Annotated in this window: 13 protein-coding genes; 5 read left to right on the forward strand and 8 right to left on the reverse strand. The window is 70.0% G+C overall.

Annotated features, from left to right (window positions below; translation table 11 throughout):
- Nucleotides 1–99: 99 nt before the first annotated feature.
- A complete protein-coding gene (locus ACRWK7_RS28965) occupies nt 100–708 on the forward strand; it encodes a cupin domain-containing protein (protein WP_431860292.1) in 609 nt (202 codons plus the stop codon).
- A 92-nt stretch (nt 709–800) separates the two neighbouring features.
- Nucleotides 801–1,970: a rod shape-determining protein RodA gene (rodA, locus tag ACRWK7_RS28970; RefSeq protein ID WP_431860293.1), complete on the forward strand. Its 1,170-nt coding sequence runs from the start codon at nt 801–803 to the stop codon at nt 1,968–1,970.
- A 199-nt stretch (nt 1,971–2,169) separates the two neighbouring features.
- On the opposite strand, the gene ACRWK7_RS28975 is transcribed toward rodA, so the two are convergent.
- From ACRWK7_RS28975 to ACRWK7_RS29005, 7 genes are all read right to left on the reverse strand, one after another.
- A complete protein-coding gene (locus tag ACRWK7_RS28975; RefSeq protein WP_431860294.1) occupies nt 2,170–3,477 on the reverse strand; it encodes a hemolysin family protein in 1,308 nt (435 codons plus the stop codon).
- A gap of 28 nt (nt 3,478–3,505) precedes the next feature.
- The gene (locus tag ACRWK7_RS28980; RefSeq protein WP_431860296.1) at nt 3,506–4,165 is read right to left on the reverse strand and encodes an exopolysaccharide biosynthesis protein; all 660 of its coding nucleotides are present in this window, start codon (nt 4,163–4,165) and stop codon (nt 3,506–3,508) included.
- 117 nt (nt 4,166–4,282) lie between these two features.
- Nucleotides 4,283–5,467, reverse strand: a complete 1,185-nt coding sequence (locus tag ACRWK7_RS28985; protein WP_431860298.1) for a sensor histidine kinase — start codon at nt 5,465–5,467, stop codon at nt 4,283–4,285.
- On the reverse strand, nt 5,464–6,522 hold the full coding sequence (locus ACRWK7_RS28990; RefSeq protein WP_431860300.1) for a cobalamin-dependent protein: 1,059 nt from the start codon (nt 6,520–6,522) through the stop codon (nt 5,464–5,466). Before ACRWK7_RS28990 ends, ACRWK7_RS28985 begins: the two co-directional genes overlap by 4 nt.
- A gap of 86 nt (nt 6,523–6,608) precedes the next feature.
- Complete coding sequence (locus ACRWK7_RS28995) at nt 6,609–6,980, reverse strand: type II toxin-antitoxin system VapC family toxin (protein WP_431860302.1); 372 nt, start codon at nt 6,978–6,980, stop codon at nt 6,609–6,611.
- A complete protein-coding gene (locus ACRWK7_RS29000; RefSeq protein ID WP_431860304.1) occupies nt 6,971–7,189 on the reverse strand; it encodes a hypothetical protein in 219 nt (72 codons plus the stop codon). The genes ACRWK7_RS28995 and ACRWK7_RS29000 overlap by 10 nt, the downstream gene beginning before the upstream one ends.
- 50 nt (nt 7,190–7,239) lie before the next feature.
- On the reverse strand, nt 7,240–7,668 hold the full coding sequence (locus tag ACRWK7_RS29005) for a response regulator (protein WP_431860306.1): 429 nt from the start codon (nt 7,666–7,668) through the stop codon (nt 7,240–7,242).
- Nucleotides 7,669–7,787: 119 nt separating this feature from the next.
- Here ACRWK7_RS29005 and ACRWK7_RS29010 point away from each other — a divergent pair, with 119 nt between their 5' ends.
- On the forward strand, nt 7,788–9,875 hold the full coding sequence (locus tag ACRWK7_RS29010; RefSeq protein ID WP_431860308.1) for an ATP-binding protein: 2,088 nt from the start codon (nt 7,788–7,790) through the stop codon (nt 9,873–9,875).
- Between the two features lie 62 nt (nt 9,876–9,937).
- Complete coding sequence (locus tag ACRWK7_RS29015) at nt 9,938–10,531, forward strand: transcriptional regulator (protein WP_431860310.1); 594 nt, start codon at nt 9,938–9,940, stop codon at nt 10,529–10,531.
- Nucleotides 10,532–10,637: 106 nt separating this feature from the next.
- Here the strand turns inward: ACRWK7_RS29015 and ACRWK7_RS29020 are convergent, their stop codons facing one another.
- Nucleotides 10,638–11,138: a helix-turn-helix domain-containing protein gene (locus tag ACRWK7_RS29020; protein WP_431860312.1), complete on the reverse strand. Its 501-nt coding sequence runs from the start codon at nt 11,136–11,138 to the stop codon at nt 10,638–10,640.
- Between the two features lie 409 nt (nt 11,139–11,547).
- Between ACRWK7_RS29020 and fliF the strand changes: the two genes are divergently transcribed.
- Nucleotides 11,548–13,215, forward strand: a complete 1,668-nt coding sequence (gene fliF, locus ACRWK7_RS29025) for a flagellar basal-body MS-ring/collar protein FliF (RefSeq protein ID WP_431860314.1) — start codon at nt 11,548–11,550, stop codon at nt 13,213–13,215.
- Nucleotides 13,216–13,314: the final 99 nt, after the last annotated feature.

Genomic DNA, 13,314 nt, shown 5'->3' on the forward strand with positions numbered 1-13,314 from the left:
CATTAAACGAAGAATTTTTGCAATTTCTTCATATCAACACCAATGATAGCGTTGATTGAGAAATGTACCACATCGAACAACCGCACAGGAGACGCGGCCATGACCTTGGGCACCAGCACGACCGCACCCCGCCCCGACCCGCTGCCCTCCGACGGTGGGATGGCGTCCGTCGTCGCGGCGAACGTCCGCAGCTTCCGGCTGCGTCAGGGCCTGTCGCTCGATCTGCTGGCATCGCTGGCCGGCAGCGACCGCGCGACGCTGGAGGCCTTGGAGGCCGGCGGCGGCCAGCCGACCATCGAGGCGCTGTGGAAGATCGCCAAGGCGCTCGACGTGCCGTTCTCCAGCCTGCTGAGCAGCGCCGGCAGCGGCGGCACCACGGTCATCCGGCGCGCCGAGTCCACGCCGCTCGCCTCCGACGGCGGCGGCTTCACCTCGCGCGCGCTGTTCCCGCTGAAGGGCGAGCGACAGGTGGAGTTCTACGAGCTGCGCCTCGCCCCCGGCGCCCACGAGGCGGCCGACGCCCACGCCGCCGGCACCACCGAGAACCTGCTGGTCGCCCGCGGCCACGTGGAGGTGGTGACCGGCGACGGCGAGTACCGGCTGGAGCATGGCGACGCCATCCTGTTCGACGCCGACGCGTCGCACGCCTACCGCAACGTCGGCGAGGAGGAGGCGGTGCTGTACCTGGTGATGACCTATATCCTCTGATCGGTGCAAATGCCCCGCATCGGTGGCCTTCCTGGGGCGCGGGCGCGGACGGCTTTACCGCGGGGGCGGTCCTGGTGCAGTATCCGCGCGCCATGGCCGCACTCCTTCAGAACCACTCCGGCGGGCTGTCGCCGCAACGCCCGACGCTGACGCTCGGCGCCAAGATCCGCATGATCAACTGGGGCCTCGTGCTCCTGGTCTGCACCATCTCGGGCATCGGCGTGGCGCTGCTGTACTCGGCCGCCGGCGGCCAGTGGGATCCATGGGCGAAGGCGCAGCTGGTGCGCGCCATGCCCGGCCTCGTGCTGATGCTGGGCATCGCGCTGGTCGATATCCGCATCTGGATGCGGCTGGCCTACGTCATCTATTTCGCCGTGTTCATGCTGCTGGTGGCCGTGGAGATCATGGGCCACATCGGCATGGGCGCGCAGCGCTGGATCAACCTGGGCTTCTTCGTTCTCCAGCCGTCGGAGCTGATGAAGCCGGCGATGACGCTGGCGCTGGCCCGCTACTTCCACGGCCTGACGCTGGAGCAGATCGGCCGGCCGCTGATGCTGATCCCGCCGATCCTGCTGGTGTTCACGCCGGTCGGCCTGGTGCTGTTGCAGCCGAACCTGGGCACCTCGCTGCTGCTGATCCTGGGGTCCGGCGCGGTGTTCTTCACCGCCGGCGTGCGGCTGTGGAAGTTCGCCATCGCCATCGGCGGCGGGCTGGCCGCCATCCCCATCGGGTGGGAGTTCCTGCACGACTACCAGCGCAACCGCGTCTACACCTTCCTCGACCCGGAGCTGGACCCGCTCGGCAAGGGCTACAACATCATCCAGTCGAAGATCGCGCTGGGCTCCGGCGGGTTGTTCGGCAAGGGCTTCATGATGGGCTCGCAGAGCCAGCTGATGTTCCTGCCGGAGAAGCACACCGACTTCATCTTCGTCGTGCTGGCCGAGGAGTTCGGCATGGCCGGCGCGCTGACGATCCTGCTGCTGTACTGCCTGCTGCTCGTCTATGGCGTGGCGATCGCGCTGAGCTGCCGCAACCAGTTCGGCCGGCTGGTCGGCGTCGGGCTGACGACGCAGTTCTTCCTCTACATGTTCGTCAACGTCGCCATGGTGATGGGCCTGATCCCGGTGGTCGGCATCCCGCTGCCGCTGGTGTCCTACGGCGGCACGGCGATGATGACGCTGCTGATCTGCGTCGGATTCCTGCTCAGCGTGTCGGTGCACCGCGAGGTGCGGATCTCGCGGACCGGGGTCAGCGAGTTCTGAGATCCCGCGGGTTCTGATGCCGGGGGCAACCCGGGCACACGGATGTCACGGATTGAGGCACGGATTACACGGATTTTTTTGATGCTTGCGGTGCCGAGGCCGACCCGCAAGCCATTGTCGTGCGCTGACAAAAGCACCCGTGAAATCCGTGTTCAGATCCGTGAAATCCGTGCGTCCGGGTTGCCCCCACAACAGAATCTCACGGCTCCTCCGGCGGCAGGTCCACGCGCTGGATCATCACCTTGTCGATGCGGCGGCCGTCCATGTCCACCACCTCGAAGCGGTGGCCGCGCCAGACGAAGTGCTCGGCCGCGGTGGGCACGTGGCCCAGGCGCTCCAGCACGAAGCCGGCGAGCGTGTGGTAACCGCCCTCCCCCTTCAGGTCGGGCACGCCGATGCGCGCCTCCACCTCGTCCACCGGCAGCATGCCGTCCACCAGCCAGGAGCCGTCCTCGCGGCGGATCATCCCGGCGTCGGCGTCCTGTCCGGCCTCGGGCAGTTCGCCGGCGATGCTCTCCAGGATGTCGGTGAGGGTGACGATGCCCTCGACGCTGCCGTACTCGTCCACCACCACCGCCATGTGCACGGTGGACTGCTTGAACAGCTCCAGCAGGCGCAGCACCGGCGTGCCGTCGTGCACGATCAGCGGCTGCACCAGGGCGCCGCGCAGATCCATCGCCCGCCCGCGCAGCGCCTGATCGAGCAGCGCCTTGGCCGAGACGATGCCCAGCACCTCGTCCACGTCGCCGCGGCAGACCGGGAAACGGGAATAGCCGCTGTCGCGGATCTCCGTGGCGATGGCCTCGGGCTTGTCCTCGGGGTCGAGCCACAGCACGTCCGGGCGCGGCGTCATGATGGCGCGCACCGTGCGGTCGGCGAGGCGCAGCACGCCCTCGATCATCTGCCGCTCGGCCGGGTCGAACACGCCGGACTGCGTGCCTTCGGCGATGAGGGTCTTGACCTCCTCCTCGGTCACCGTCTGCTCGCGCGTCGTCGGCAGGCGCAGCAGCTTCAGCAGCGCCTCGGTCGAGGCGCCGAGCAGCCACGCCAGCGGCAGAGCCACCCGCGAGAGGCCCTGCATCGGCCGGGCGACCGCCACCGCGATGCCTTCGGCGTTCACCAGCGCGAGGCGCTTGGGCGCCAGCTCGCCGACGATCAGCGACAGATAGGTGATGCCGGCGACCACCAGCGCGAAGGCGACCTGCTGGCCGTACGGCGCGATCCATGGGATCTGGTCCAGCCGCCCGCCGAACCGCTCGGCCAGGGTGGCGCCGCCGTAGGCGCCGGCGACGATGCCGATCAGCGTGATGCCGATCTGCACGGTGGACAGGAAGTGGCTGGGGTTCTCGGCGAGCTCCAGCGCCGCCTTCGCCCCCTTCGCCCGGCGCCCGTTCTCGGCGAGCTGCTGCAGCCGCGCGCGGCGCGCCGACACCACGGCCAGTTCGGACATGGCGAAGAAGCCGTTGACCACGATCAGCAGGACGATAACCAGAAGTTCCCAAACCATGGCCTGTGCCGCTTCCCCCTCTTGGTTCTCAAGCCGTGGCCAAGCCGACGAGCATCAGCAGGCCCTGCGCGAATCCGAACACCACCGCGGCGACGATGGCGATGGCCACCGCCCCCGCCACCAGCCCGGCGACGATGAAGGCGCCGTCCTTCTCGATCAGGCCGAGCGCCAGCAGCGCCAGCGCGAAGGCCGGCGGCTGGTTGCCGAAGACGATGGGCAGCGCCAGCACCGCGGCCAGCACGACCATGGCCGCACCGATGAAACGCTCGGCGACCGGCGACGTCAACGCGGGCAGGCGCGCACGCAGCAGCCGGTCCTCGATCCACTGCATGCGCGGGTGCGCCCGCCGAAGGACGTGCAGGAACCCCTCGCGCTCCATGCTCGCGGCGGCGAGGCGGCGCGGCAGCCAGGGCTGCGCGCGGCCGAACATCAGCTGTGCCGCGATCAGCACGATCGGCAGCCCGGTCACCGTGGACAGGCCGGGCACCGGCAGCACGTTGGGGATCGCCAGCAGCAGGACCATCGCGCCGAACGCGCGGTCGCCGAGGATGCGCACGAGGTCGCCCAGCGTGATGCGCTCGCCGTGCTCGTGGGCGAGGAACTCCTCCAGCAGTTCGGACGCACGGGCACGGTGCTCCCCCTCGGAAGACGCGGGGGCGGAGGTGGATATCGGCGGGTCTTCGCTCACTGCGCTCCCAGCGGTTGCGGGTGCGGGGCACCCCTTGCCAGTGCGGTGCACAAGGATAGGATCCCTGTTCTACCGGATCCCCGGCGGGTTGACCAGCCGGCTGCCCTACCCTTTTCGTCAGGCGGGCACCGGCAGCTCGATGTGGAACGTCGAGCCGCGGCCGGGGGCGCTCTCCACGCCGACCGATCCGCCGTGCGCCTCGACGATGCTGCGCACGATGAACAGCCCGAGACCCACGGACGTGTCGCCCACGTCGGTCAGCGTGTTGGCGTGCGAGAAGGGCTGGAACAGCTTCGACACCTGGTCCGGCGCGATGCCGCGGCCGTGGTCGGCGACGGCAACGCGCACGCGCCCGCCCAGCCGCTCTACGCTCACCCGGATGCGCATGCCGGCATCGGAGTACTTCACCGCGTTGGACAGCAGGTTGTTCATCACCTGCTCGATGCGCGGCGGGTCGAGGGAGAGCGGCGGCAGGCCGTCGGCGGCGTCGCAGTCGATGGTCAGGCCCTTGCCCTGCGCCAGGATGAGGTTCATCGCCACGGTGCGGCGGACCAGTTCCGCCACGTCGGTCGGCCGCGGGTTCAGCACCAGCCGCCCGGCCTGCAGCGCCGACATCGACAGCACGTCCTCGATCAGGTGGCGCATGAACAGGCTGGATTCGCGGATGCGCTCCAGCGCCTCCAGGTCGCGCGGCTCGGCGCTGGCGGCCAAGTGGTTCTTCAGCAGCTGGGCGAAGCCGCCGATCACCTGCAGCGGCGTGCGCAGGTCGTGCGCCAGCATGCCGAGCAGCCGGCCCTTCTGGGCGTTGCTGGCCTCCAGCTCGGCGTTGGCCTTGGCCAGCGCGCGCTGGGCGTTGGCGAGCTGGCTGTTGAGGATGCTCATCTCGTCGAACAGCGCGTCGCTGCCGGGCAGGCTCGGCGAACCGCACAGCGGGCGCAGCAGCGAGGCCAGTTCGGGCCGGTCCCGCGACACCGCCGCGCACACCGCCCCGGCGGCGCCCGGCTTCGCCGCGGCGGCCAGCAGCAGGGTGCCGTCGGCGGCGCGACCGGTCAGGAAGACGACGCGCGTGGCGCCGTCCGGCAGCGCCGCGTGCAGCGGCCAGTCGTGCACCGTCCCGTCGCGGCGCAGGGCGGTGAACAGGTCGAGCGCGCGACCGACCGGCGCCAGCCCGAACAGCAGCGGGAACGGCGCCCCGGCCTCGGGCCGCAGCCCCGGAACGCCGGCGCCCACCGGGTGCACCGCCTCGGCGCGGCCATCGCGGTCGCAGACCAGCACCGCGCCATCGACGCCGCGGGTGCTCATACCGCCTCCCCGAAAAGGTGGTTTGCGATCTCCACCGCCTGCCCGGCGTCGGAGGCCGAGGCGTCGGCGCCCACCGCCTTCCACAGCGCGGGCTCGATGTTGAAGGGATAGCCGCCGACGATGACGCGCAGCGGCCGGCCGCCCAGGTCGCGGCGGACCGCGCCGATCAGCTCGGCGACGGCGCCGACGTGCGCGGTGATGGTGGCCGACACCGCCAGCACCTGCGCGCCGCGCTCCTCCACCGCCCTGACGACGCTACGCGCCGGGGCGTTGGCGCCGAGGTAGTAGGTGTCCCACCCCGCCATCTCGAAGAAGTCCGCCACCATGCGCACGCCGATCTCGTGCAGCTCGCCGCTGACACAGGTCGCCACCAGCGAGCGGCCGGCGCGCTGCCCGGCGAAAATGCGCGGGTAGAGCATGGACATGACGCCCTGCGTGGCGGCGGTGGCGAAGTGCTCGTGCGCCACGCTGATCCGCCCGGTCTGCCACAGCCGCCCGACCTCGCGCAGCACCGGCTGGAAGACGTGCAGGTAGGCGTCGCGCACGCTCAGCCCGTCCTCGACCCGCCGCAGGACCATCTCGGTGGCGGCGCGGCGGTCGCCGGCGGTCAGCGCGTCGAGGTAGGCGCGCGCCAGACCGGCGTGCGGCGCGTCGGCGGCGATGAAGCTCGGCAGGTCGGTGGAGACGTCGGGCAGCGCCTCCAGCGCCGCCGCCACGCAGCGCGCCGCGCGCACCGCCGCCACGCCGCCGACCTGCTCCGCGACCACGTCGCGCAGGATGGCGAGGCTGTCGCCCAGTTCCTCCACCGGGATGCGCAGCCCGGCGAACAGCACCTTCACCCAGCCGGCGTAGGAGCGGAACAGCGCCGGGCTGTCGGCGCCCACCGCCTCGGCCAGGTAGAGCACGTGGTAGCGCAGGTCCTCGACGCACTTCTCCCGTCCCGCCTCGCCGTAGCGGGCGTAGAGGTCCGGCCAGCGCCGGAACTGCGCCTCGACGACGGCGCGCGCGATGGCGTCGCGCCGCTCGACGATGGCAAGGGAGGCTGGGTCGCGCACCAGAAGGCTCCGTGGAACGGGCGGGAGTCATCAATATGCGCAGCCGCGGGGGCGGCGCCAACCGTTGCCGTGGGGCGGACTGGCGCTTACGCCCCTTTCAGGACCGGGAAGCGCGTCATCAGATCAGGAATTTGATGCAACCGCGCATCGTTGGTGATCAGTTCCGCGCCGAGCGCGAGCGCGGTTCCCACAATGATCGCGTCCGGCAGCTTCAGACGATGCTGCCGCCGTAATGCAACAGCGACCTCCTTCACCGGAAGCGTCAGGTCGATGTTCTCCACATCCGACAAGAATTCCTTGATCGCAGATTCGTCGCTGGGGCCAAGCGCCGGGAAGGACAGAAGTTCAAGCGCCGTGATTACGGACACAGCGTAATTCCCCGCTGGCAACGGCTCTCCAAGCCGTCCGCCCAATGCGTACAGGACCGCATTGGTGTCGAGCACGCGCGTTACGGCCATTCGTCGCGGATTCGCGTTTGGAACGCCATCGGATCTTCCGACAAATGCAGGGTTCCATAGTGGCGCGACAGGTCGGTCGGCTGCTTCCCCTCATCCACACCGCCGAGCCGACTTTCCAGGTCCGTCCAATCCTCGTAGGAGATCTGGACCGCCACCGGCTTTCCTGACGCCGGATCGGTAATGATCGTCTTGCGAATCGCAATGCCCATGAGACCCTCCTGGATAAAGGATAGGCTTCGCGGCTCTACAAATACAGCGTTTACCGTCCTTTCTGCACCGCAAAGCCCAGCCGCTTGGTCAGGTCCGCCTTGTTGACCGGCTTCACGAGGTAGCCGGAGATGCCGTAGGCGATGGCGCGCTTCACCGTCTCCGCCTCACGGTGGGCGGTCAGCACGATCACCGGCAGGTCGGTCAACGGCGAGCCGCCGGAGGTGCGCAGCGCGTGCAGCAGGTCCAGCCCGCCCATGCGCGGCATCTCCAGGTCGCAGATCACCAGGTTGATCCGCTCGCCGTGCTGCCTCAGCAACTCCAGCGCGTGGACGCCGTCGCGCGCCTCCCACACCCCGCGCACGGCGAGATCGTACAGCATCCGGGACACCGCGGTGCGGGTCGTGGAATCGTCCTCGACCAGAAGGATGCCGAGGTCGTGGACGGACTGCGGCGCGGCGCTCTGCGGATCGGCCATCATGGCGTGTCGTACCCGGCTCTCTCCCGTTCTGCGCGTGCATGGTACGGCCTGCGGAACCCCGTGGCAATCACGGGCGCGAACGCTTATGGTCGTGTCCATTGACGAACGACGTGCCACGCGTGGACCACACCCCTTCCCTCTCCCCGCAGCACACCGCGCGGCCGCAGGATGACGTGCTGACGCCGACGATGCTTGCCGAGGTGCTGGAAGCCACCGGCGCCGGCATCGCCGTGCTCGACGCGCGCCGGGCCGGGACGCCGTTGGTCTACTGCAACCCGGCGTTCGAGGAGATGACCGGCTACGCCGCGGCGGAGCTGGCGGGCCGCAGCCTCGACCTGCTGTGCGGGCCGGACACCGACCCGCACACGGCCGACACGCTGCGCCGCGCCCTGGACGAAGGGGCGCCGGCGGCGCTGGAGATTCAGAACCACCGCAAGGACGGCACGCCGTTCTGGAACGCGGTGTCGGTCCGCCCGGTGCGCGACGCCGCGGGCGCGGTGCGCTGGCTGGTCGGCTCGTCGATCGACATCACGCGCCAGCGCCGCTCCGAGCAGGACCTGCGCGACGCCCAGGATCAGCTCACCCGCCTCGCCGCCGAGACCTTCGCGCTGGCCGAGGACCTCGACCGCGCCCGCGAGGAGGCGGACGCCGCCCGCATCGCCGCCGAGAACGCCAGCCGGGCCAAATCGCGCTTCCTGGCCATGATGAGCCATGAGCTGCGCACGCCGATGACGGCGGTGCTGGGCATGGGCGACCTGCTGCTGGGCACGGATCTCAACGAGCAGCAGAAGGGATTCGTCACCACGCTGCGCTCCTCGGCCGACACGCTGCTGGATCTGCTCAACGACATCCTCGACTTCTCGAAGATCGAGGCCGGGCAGCTGGAGCTGGAGGAGATCGACTTCGCGCTCGGCCGGCTGGTCGAGGACGTGGTGCAGCTGTTCCAGGTGCGCGCCGCCGCGAAGGGACTGAACCTGACGGCCTCCGTCGCCGACGAGACGCCGGCCAGCGTGCGCGGCGACCCGACGCGGCTGCGCCAGGTGCTGTTCAACCTCGTGTCCAACGCCATCAAGTTCACCGAACGCGGCGGCGTCGAGATCTGCCTGTGGGCGCCGCACACCGCGGACGGCGAGGATATCCTGCTGCGCTTCGAGGTGACGGACACCGGCATCGGCATGACGCCGGAGCAGCAGGGCCGCCTGTTCGACGCGTTCGTGCAGGCCGACGCTTCGACCACCCGCAAGTACGGCGGCACCGGGCTGGGGCTGGCGATCTGCCGGCACCTCGTGCAGGCGATGGGCGGCGAGGTCACGGTGGTGTCGGAGCCGGGCGTCGGCTCGACCTTCGGCTTCTCGATCCGCGTGCGCCCGGCGCAGTCCATCCCGCAGCCGGCGCCCGAGCCGAAGGCCCCGGCGCCGCAGCCCACGGTGTCGCTGCAGATCCTGCTGGCCGAGGACAACGACATCAACCGCATGCTGATCTCCACCATGCTGACCCGCATGGGGCACCGGGTGGACGCGGTGGGCGACGGGCGCGCGGTGCTGGCGGCGCTGCAGGGGCGGAGCTACGACCTGCTGCTTCTCGACATGGAGATGCCGGTGCTGGACGGCGGCTCCACCGCGCGGGCGATCCGGCGCAGCGCCGGGCCGGTGGCGCAGATGCCGATCATCGGCATCTCCGCCGACGCCCTGCCCGAACACCGCGACCGCCACATGGCCTGCGGCCTCGACGCCTACATGACCAAGCCGGTCGACTGGGAGGCGCTCGGCGCGCTGATGCTTGAGGCCGCCGGCCGGCCGCGCACCCCGCGCCCGGTCCCGGCCGCCGCGCCCCCGGCCGCGGCCGAGGGCTTCCTCGGCATCCCGCTGGTCGATCGGGTCAAGCTGTCGGAACTGCGCCTGGCGCTCGGCGCCGAGAGCCTGGAAGGCATGCTGCGCCTGATGCCGGAGGCCGCGCTGCGCGAGCTGTCGGCGATCCACGCCGCCTTCCAGGGCGACCGCCCGCGCGACCTGCGACAGGCGGCGCACACGCTGGCCGGGCTGGCCGCCAACTTCGGCGCGCCGCGGCTGGCCGCCGTCGCCCGCGCCGTCAACGAGCGGCACGCCGACGCCGAGACCGTCGCCGCGCTGCTGCCGCTGCTGGAGCAGGCGGTCGCCGACACCAACCGGCTGATCGAGGATCCCGACGCCGTGCGGGGGGCAGCCTGACCGGGCGCCGCCCGATGGAGCGCCGGTTGTGCCCGGGCGCCCTGCTCTGATAATCATGGGCGATGACACGACGCCGTTCCGCCTCGCCCACCGTTTCCGATCCCGACCAGTACGACCTGCTCGACGTGCCCGAGCCGACGGCCGTGCTTATCACCTATTCCGGCCGGGTCGTCGACCTGGAGAAGCCGGACTTCAGCCGCTTCGAGATCGAGGACGTGGCGCGCCCGCTGGCCTTCCAGTGCCGATTCGTCGGCAACACGATCCGCTTCTTCAGCGTCGCCCAGCATTGCCTGCTGGCGAGCTATCTCTGCCCGCCGGAATACGCCTACGACGCGCTGATGCACGACAGCGAGGAGGCGTTCACCGGCGACTGGCCGACGCCGTGGAAGGCGCGCATCGGCCGCGAGGCGATCCGGCAGGCCATCGCGCCGATCAAGGTGGGATTGGCACTGCGCTTCGGCTTCCGCTACCCGGAGCCGAAGCCGGTCAAGGTGGCCGACCAGCGCGCGCTGGCGACCGAGCTGCGCGACCTCTGCGCGCCGCACCGGGTCAACTGGAAGGACCTGCCGCCGCCGGCCCCCGATCCCATCGTGCCGCTGGGGCCGGAGGAGGCGATGGCGGCGTTCCTGGCGCGATACCGGGAGCTGCGGGGATGACTTCGCCCCCTCCCCATCCCTCCCCCGCCTTTGGCGGTGGAGGGGGCGCTGCCGCCATCCCCTCCACCGCGTAGCGGGGGAGGGTTAGGGAGGGGGCTGTGGTTCCTTAAGCCCGCCCCGCTGCGTGCTCGCCGCGCCCGCGGCGGGCCGGGCGGGCGGTGGCGGCGGGCATCTCGTCGGCGTGGGCTTCGTTCTCGCTGGCGGTGGCGCAGCGCTCGGCCAGCTCGCGGATGGCGGCGCGCACCTGCGGGTCACGGATGTTCTGGAAGTAGCGCGCCAGCATCAGCGCCTCGCGCGAGCGCAGCGTGCCCTCGGACTCCGCCTCGCCGCCGCCCGCCGCCTCGGCGTGCGAACGCTGCTCCTCCAGCCCTTCGAAGAACACCGAGACGGGCACCCGGAAGTAGTGCGCCAGCTTGAACAGCCGGCTCGCCGAGACGCGGTTGAAGCCGCGCTCGTACTTCTGCAGCTGCTGGAAGGTCAGCCCCAGCGCCGAAGCCACGTCGCTCTGCGACAGCCCGGCCAGCATGCGCAGCTCGCGCAGGCGCTGGCCGACGAACACGTCGACCTCGTTGAGGCCTTCCTTCTTCTCACGGCCGCGCTTTTTCACAGCTGTCCCCCGTGTGCATCGTACAAACTCTTGAGGCTTCAACACCGGGCAACCCGTACGGGTTGCGCGTGCGGCGGCGATTTCTTAGCTATGCCCGTCTTCCGGGCCCGTCAACGCACGCACCGGCGAACTCGCCCAATGATACATGGCGTTCCGATGCGCGTACGCCAAGCGCGAAGAAGGGGCGCGAACGGCGCGCTTCCTCGTGTTTCTCCAAGACGAGGTAGGCATATTTTGCCCAGCGCCCGGCAAATTCTGCCGACGAATTAACCCTTAATTCATCAAAACCTTCGCACACTGCCCACCGTGAAAATCCATCGGCGTGGTTTTTGCAGTTCCGGCCAGTCCTGGTCCGGCGGCCGCAAAGTCCCGCCGGTGCGGACGCCGGCCGCTGCTCGGGGACAACCGCGTGAACAACCTGCTGCAGACCTTGCGCAACCTCGGGCCCACCCGCCTTGCGGCGATCGGCGCCGTGGGTCTGCTGCTGATCGGGTTCTTCATCTACCTGACCACGCGCCTGTCCACCCCGGACATGGAACTGCTGTACTCCGAGCTGCCGGCCACCGACGCCGCCGCCATCGCCAAGAAGCTGGACGAGAGCAAGATCCCCTACGCGGTCGATAAGACCGGCACCAAGATCCGCGTGCCGGCCGACCAGGTCGGCGTGGTGCGCATGAAGATGGCGCAGGCCGGGCTGCCGTCCGGCGGCTCGGTCGGCTACGAACTGTTCGACAAGGGCGAGGGCTTCGGCGCCACCAGCTTCATCCAGAACATCAACCATCTGCGCGCGCTGGAGGGCGAGATGGCGCGCACGGTGGGCACGCTGGCCGGCGTGCAGCAGGCGCGCGTGCACCTCGTGCTGCCCAAGCGCGAGCTGTTCGCCCGCAGCCAGAACCCGGCGACCGCCAGCGTCTTCCTCAAGCTGCGGCCGGGCGCCCAGCTGTCGCGCGAGAACATCTCGGCGATCCAGCACCTGATCGCCGCGTCGGTGCCGAACCTGGAGCCCACCCAGGTCTCGATCATCGACGACAAGGGCAAGCTGCTCGCCCGCGGCGGCGGGGCGAACAGCGAAGACGTGATGATGGCCAACGCCGAGGAGAAGAAGCTCGCCTACGAGCGCCGCCTCGCCGCGACCATCGAGGACCTGCTGGGCCGCACCGTCGGCTACGGCAAGGTGCGCGCCGAGGTGTCGGCCGACCTCGACTTCGACCGCATCACCACGCAGTCGGAGATCTTCGATCCCGAGAGCCAGGTGGTGCGCTCCACCCAGACGGTGGGCGAGACCAGCCAGAGCCAGGACCGCGACCCCCTCCAGCCCGTCACCGTCGACCAGAACCTGCCGACCGCGCAGACCGGCAGCAAGGACAACAGCTCCATCTCCTCGAACAAGTCGAGCCGCAACGAGGAGACGGTCAACTACGAGATCAGCCGCACCACCAAGAACCACGTCCGCGAGAGCGGGCAAGTCCGCCGCCTGTCGGTGGCGGTGCTGGTGGACGGCCTCTACACCCCGGCCGCGGACGGCGGCCGGCCGACCTACCAGCCTCGCCCCGAACAGGAGATGGAGAGCCTGAAGGCTCTGGTGCGCAGCGCCGTCGGCCTCGACCCGGTGCGCGGCGACACGGTCGAGCTGGTCAACATGCGCTTCACCACGCCCGAGGACGAGTTCGCCAAGCCGGACGCGCTGTTCCTGGGGATGACGAAGGACGACATCTTCCGCATCGCCGAGATGGTGGTGCTGGGCATCGTCGCCGTCCTCATCATCCTGCTGGTCATCCGCCCCCTCATCACGCGCGCCTTCGAGAAGGCCGACGCGCAGGAGGACGACGAGATGGACAAGCTGCTCACCGACCAGAGCGGCATGCCGGCGGCGCTGGCCGGCCCGACCGGCGCCCTGGCGCAGGACCTGGCGCTGGAAGCCGCGCAGGCCGACGAGGAGCTGGAGCAGATGATCGACATCAACCGGGTCGAGGGCCGCGTCCGCGCGTCCTCGCTGCGCAAGGTCGGCGAGATCGTCGAGAAGCACCCGGAAGAGGCGGTGTCGATCCTGCGCAACTGGCTCTACCAGGAGAGCTGAGTTGAACGCCTTTCCATTTCCCCTCCCCCTTCCGTCATCCCCGCGAAAGCGGGGATCCAGTGCTCGCGTCCGCGAGCCTCATGACTCATGTCGCCGCTG

This window comes from Azospirillum sp. (assembly GCF_050789165.1).

What these genes read in the sequence shown, in the direction of transcription:
- ACRWK7_RS28985 (WP_431860298.1), bottom strand. Translation starts at nt 5,467, where the DNA reads ATGAGCACCCGCGGCGTCGATGGCGCGGTGCTGGTCTGCGACCGCGAT.
- rodA (WP_431860293.1), top strand. Translation starts at nt 801, where the DNA reads ATGGCCGCACTCCTTCAGAACCACTCCGGCGGGCTGTCGCCGCAACGC.
- ACRWK7_RS29005 (WP_431860306.1), bottom strand. Translation starts at nt 7,668, where the DNA reads ATGATGGCCGATCCGCAGAGCGCCGCGCCGCAGTCCGTCCACGACCTC.
- ACRWK7_RS28995 (WP_431860302.1), bottom strand. Translation starts at nt 6,980, where the DNA reads ATGGCCGTAACGCGCGTGCTCGACACCAATGCGGTCCTGTACGCATTG.
- ACRWK7_RS29000 (WP_431860304.1), bottom strand. Translation starts at nt 7,189, where the DNA reads ATGGGCATTGCGATTCGCAAGACGATCATTACCGATCCGGCGTCAGGA.
- ACRWK7_RS29015 (WP_431860310.1), top strand. Translation starts at nt 9,938, where the DNA reads ATGACACGACGCCGTTCCGCCTCGCCCACCGTTTCCGATCCCGACCAG.
- ACRWK7_RS28975 (WP_431860294.1), bottom strand. Translation starts at nt 3,477, where the DNA reads ATGGTTTGGGAACTTCTGGTTATCGTCCTGCTGATCGTGGTCAACGGC.
- ACRWK7_RS28965 (WP_431860292.1), top strand. Translation starts at nt 100, where the DNA reads ATGACCTTGGGCACCAGCACGACCGCACCCCGCCCCGACCCGCTGCCC.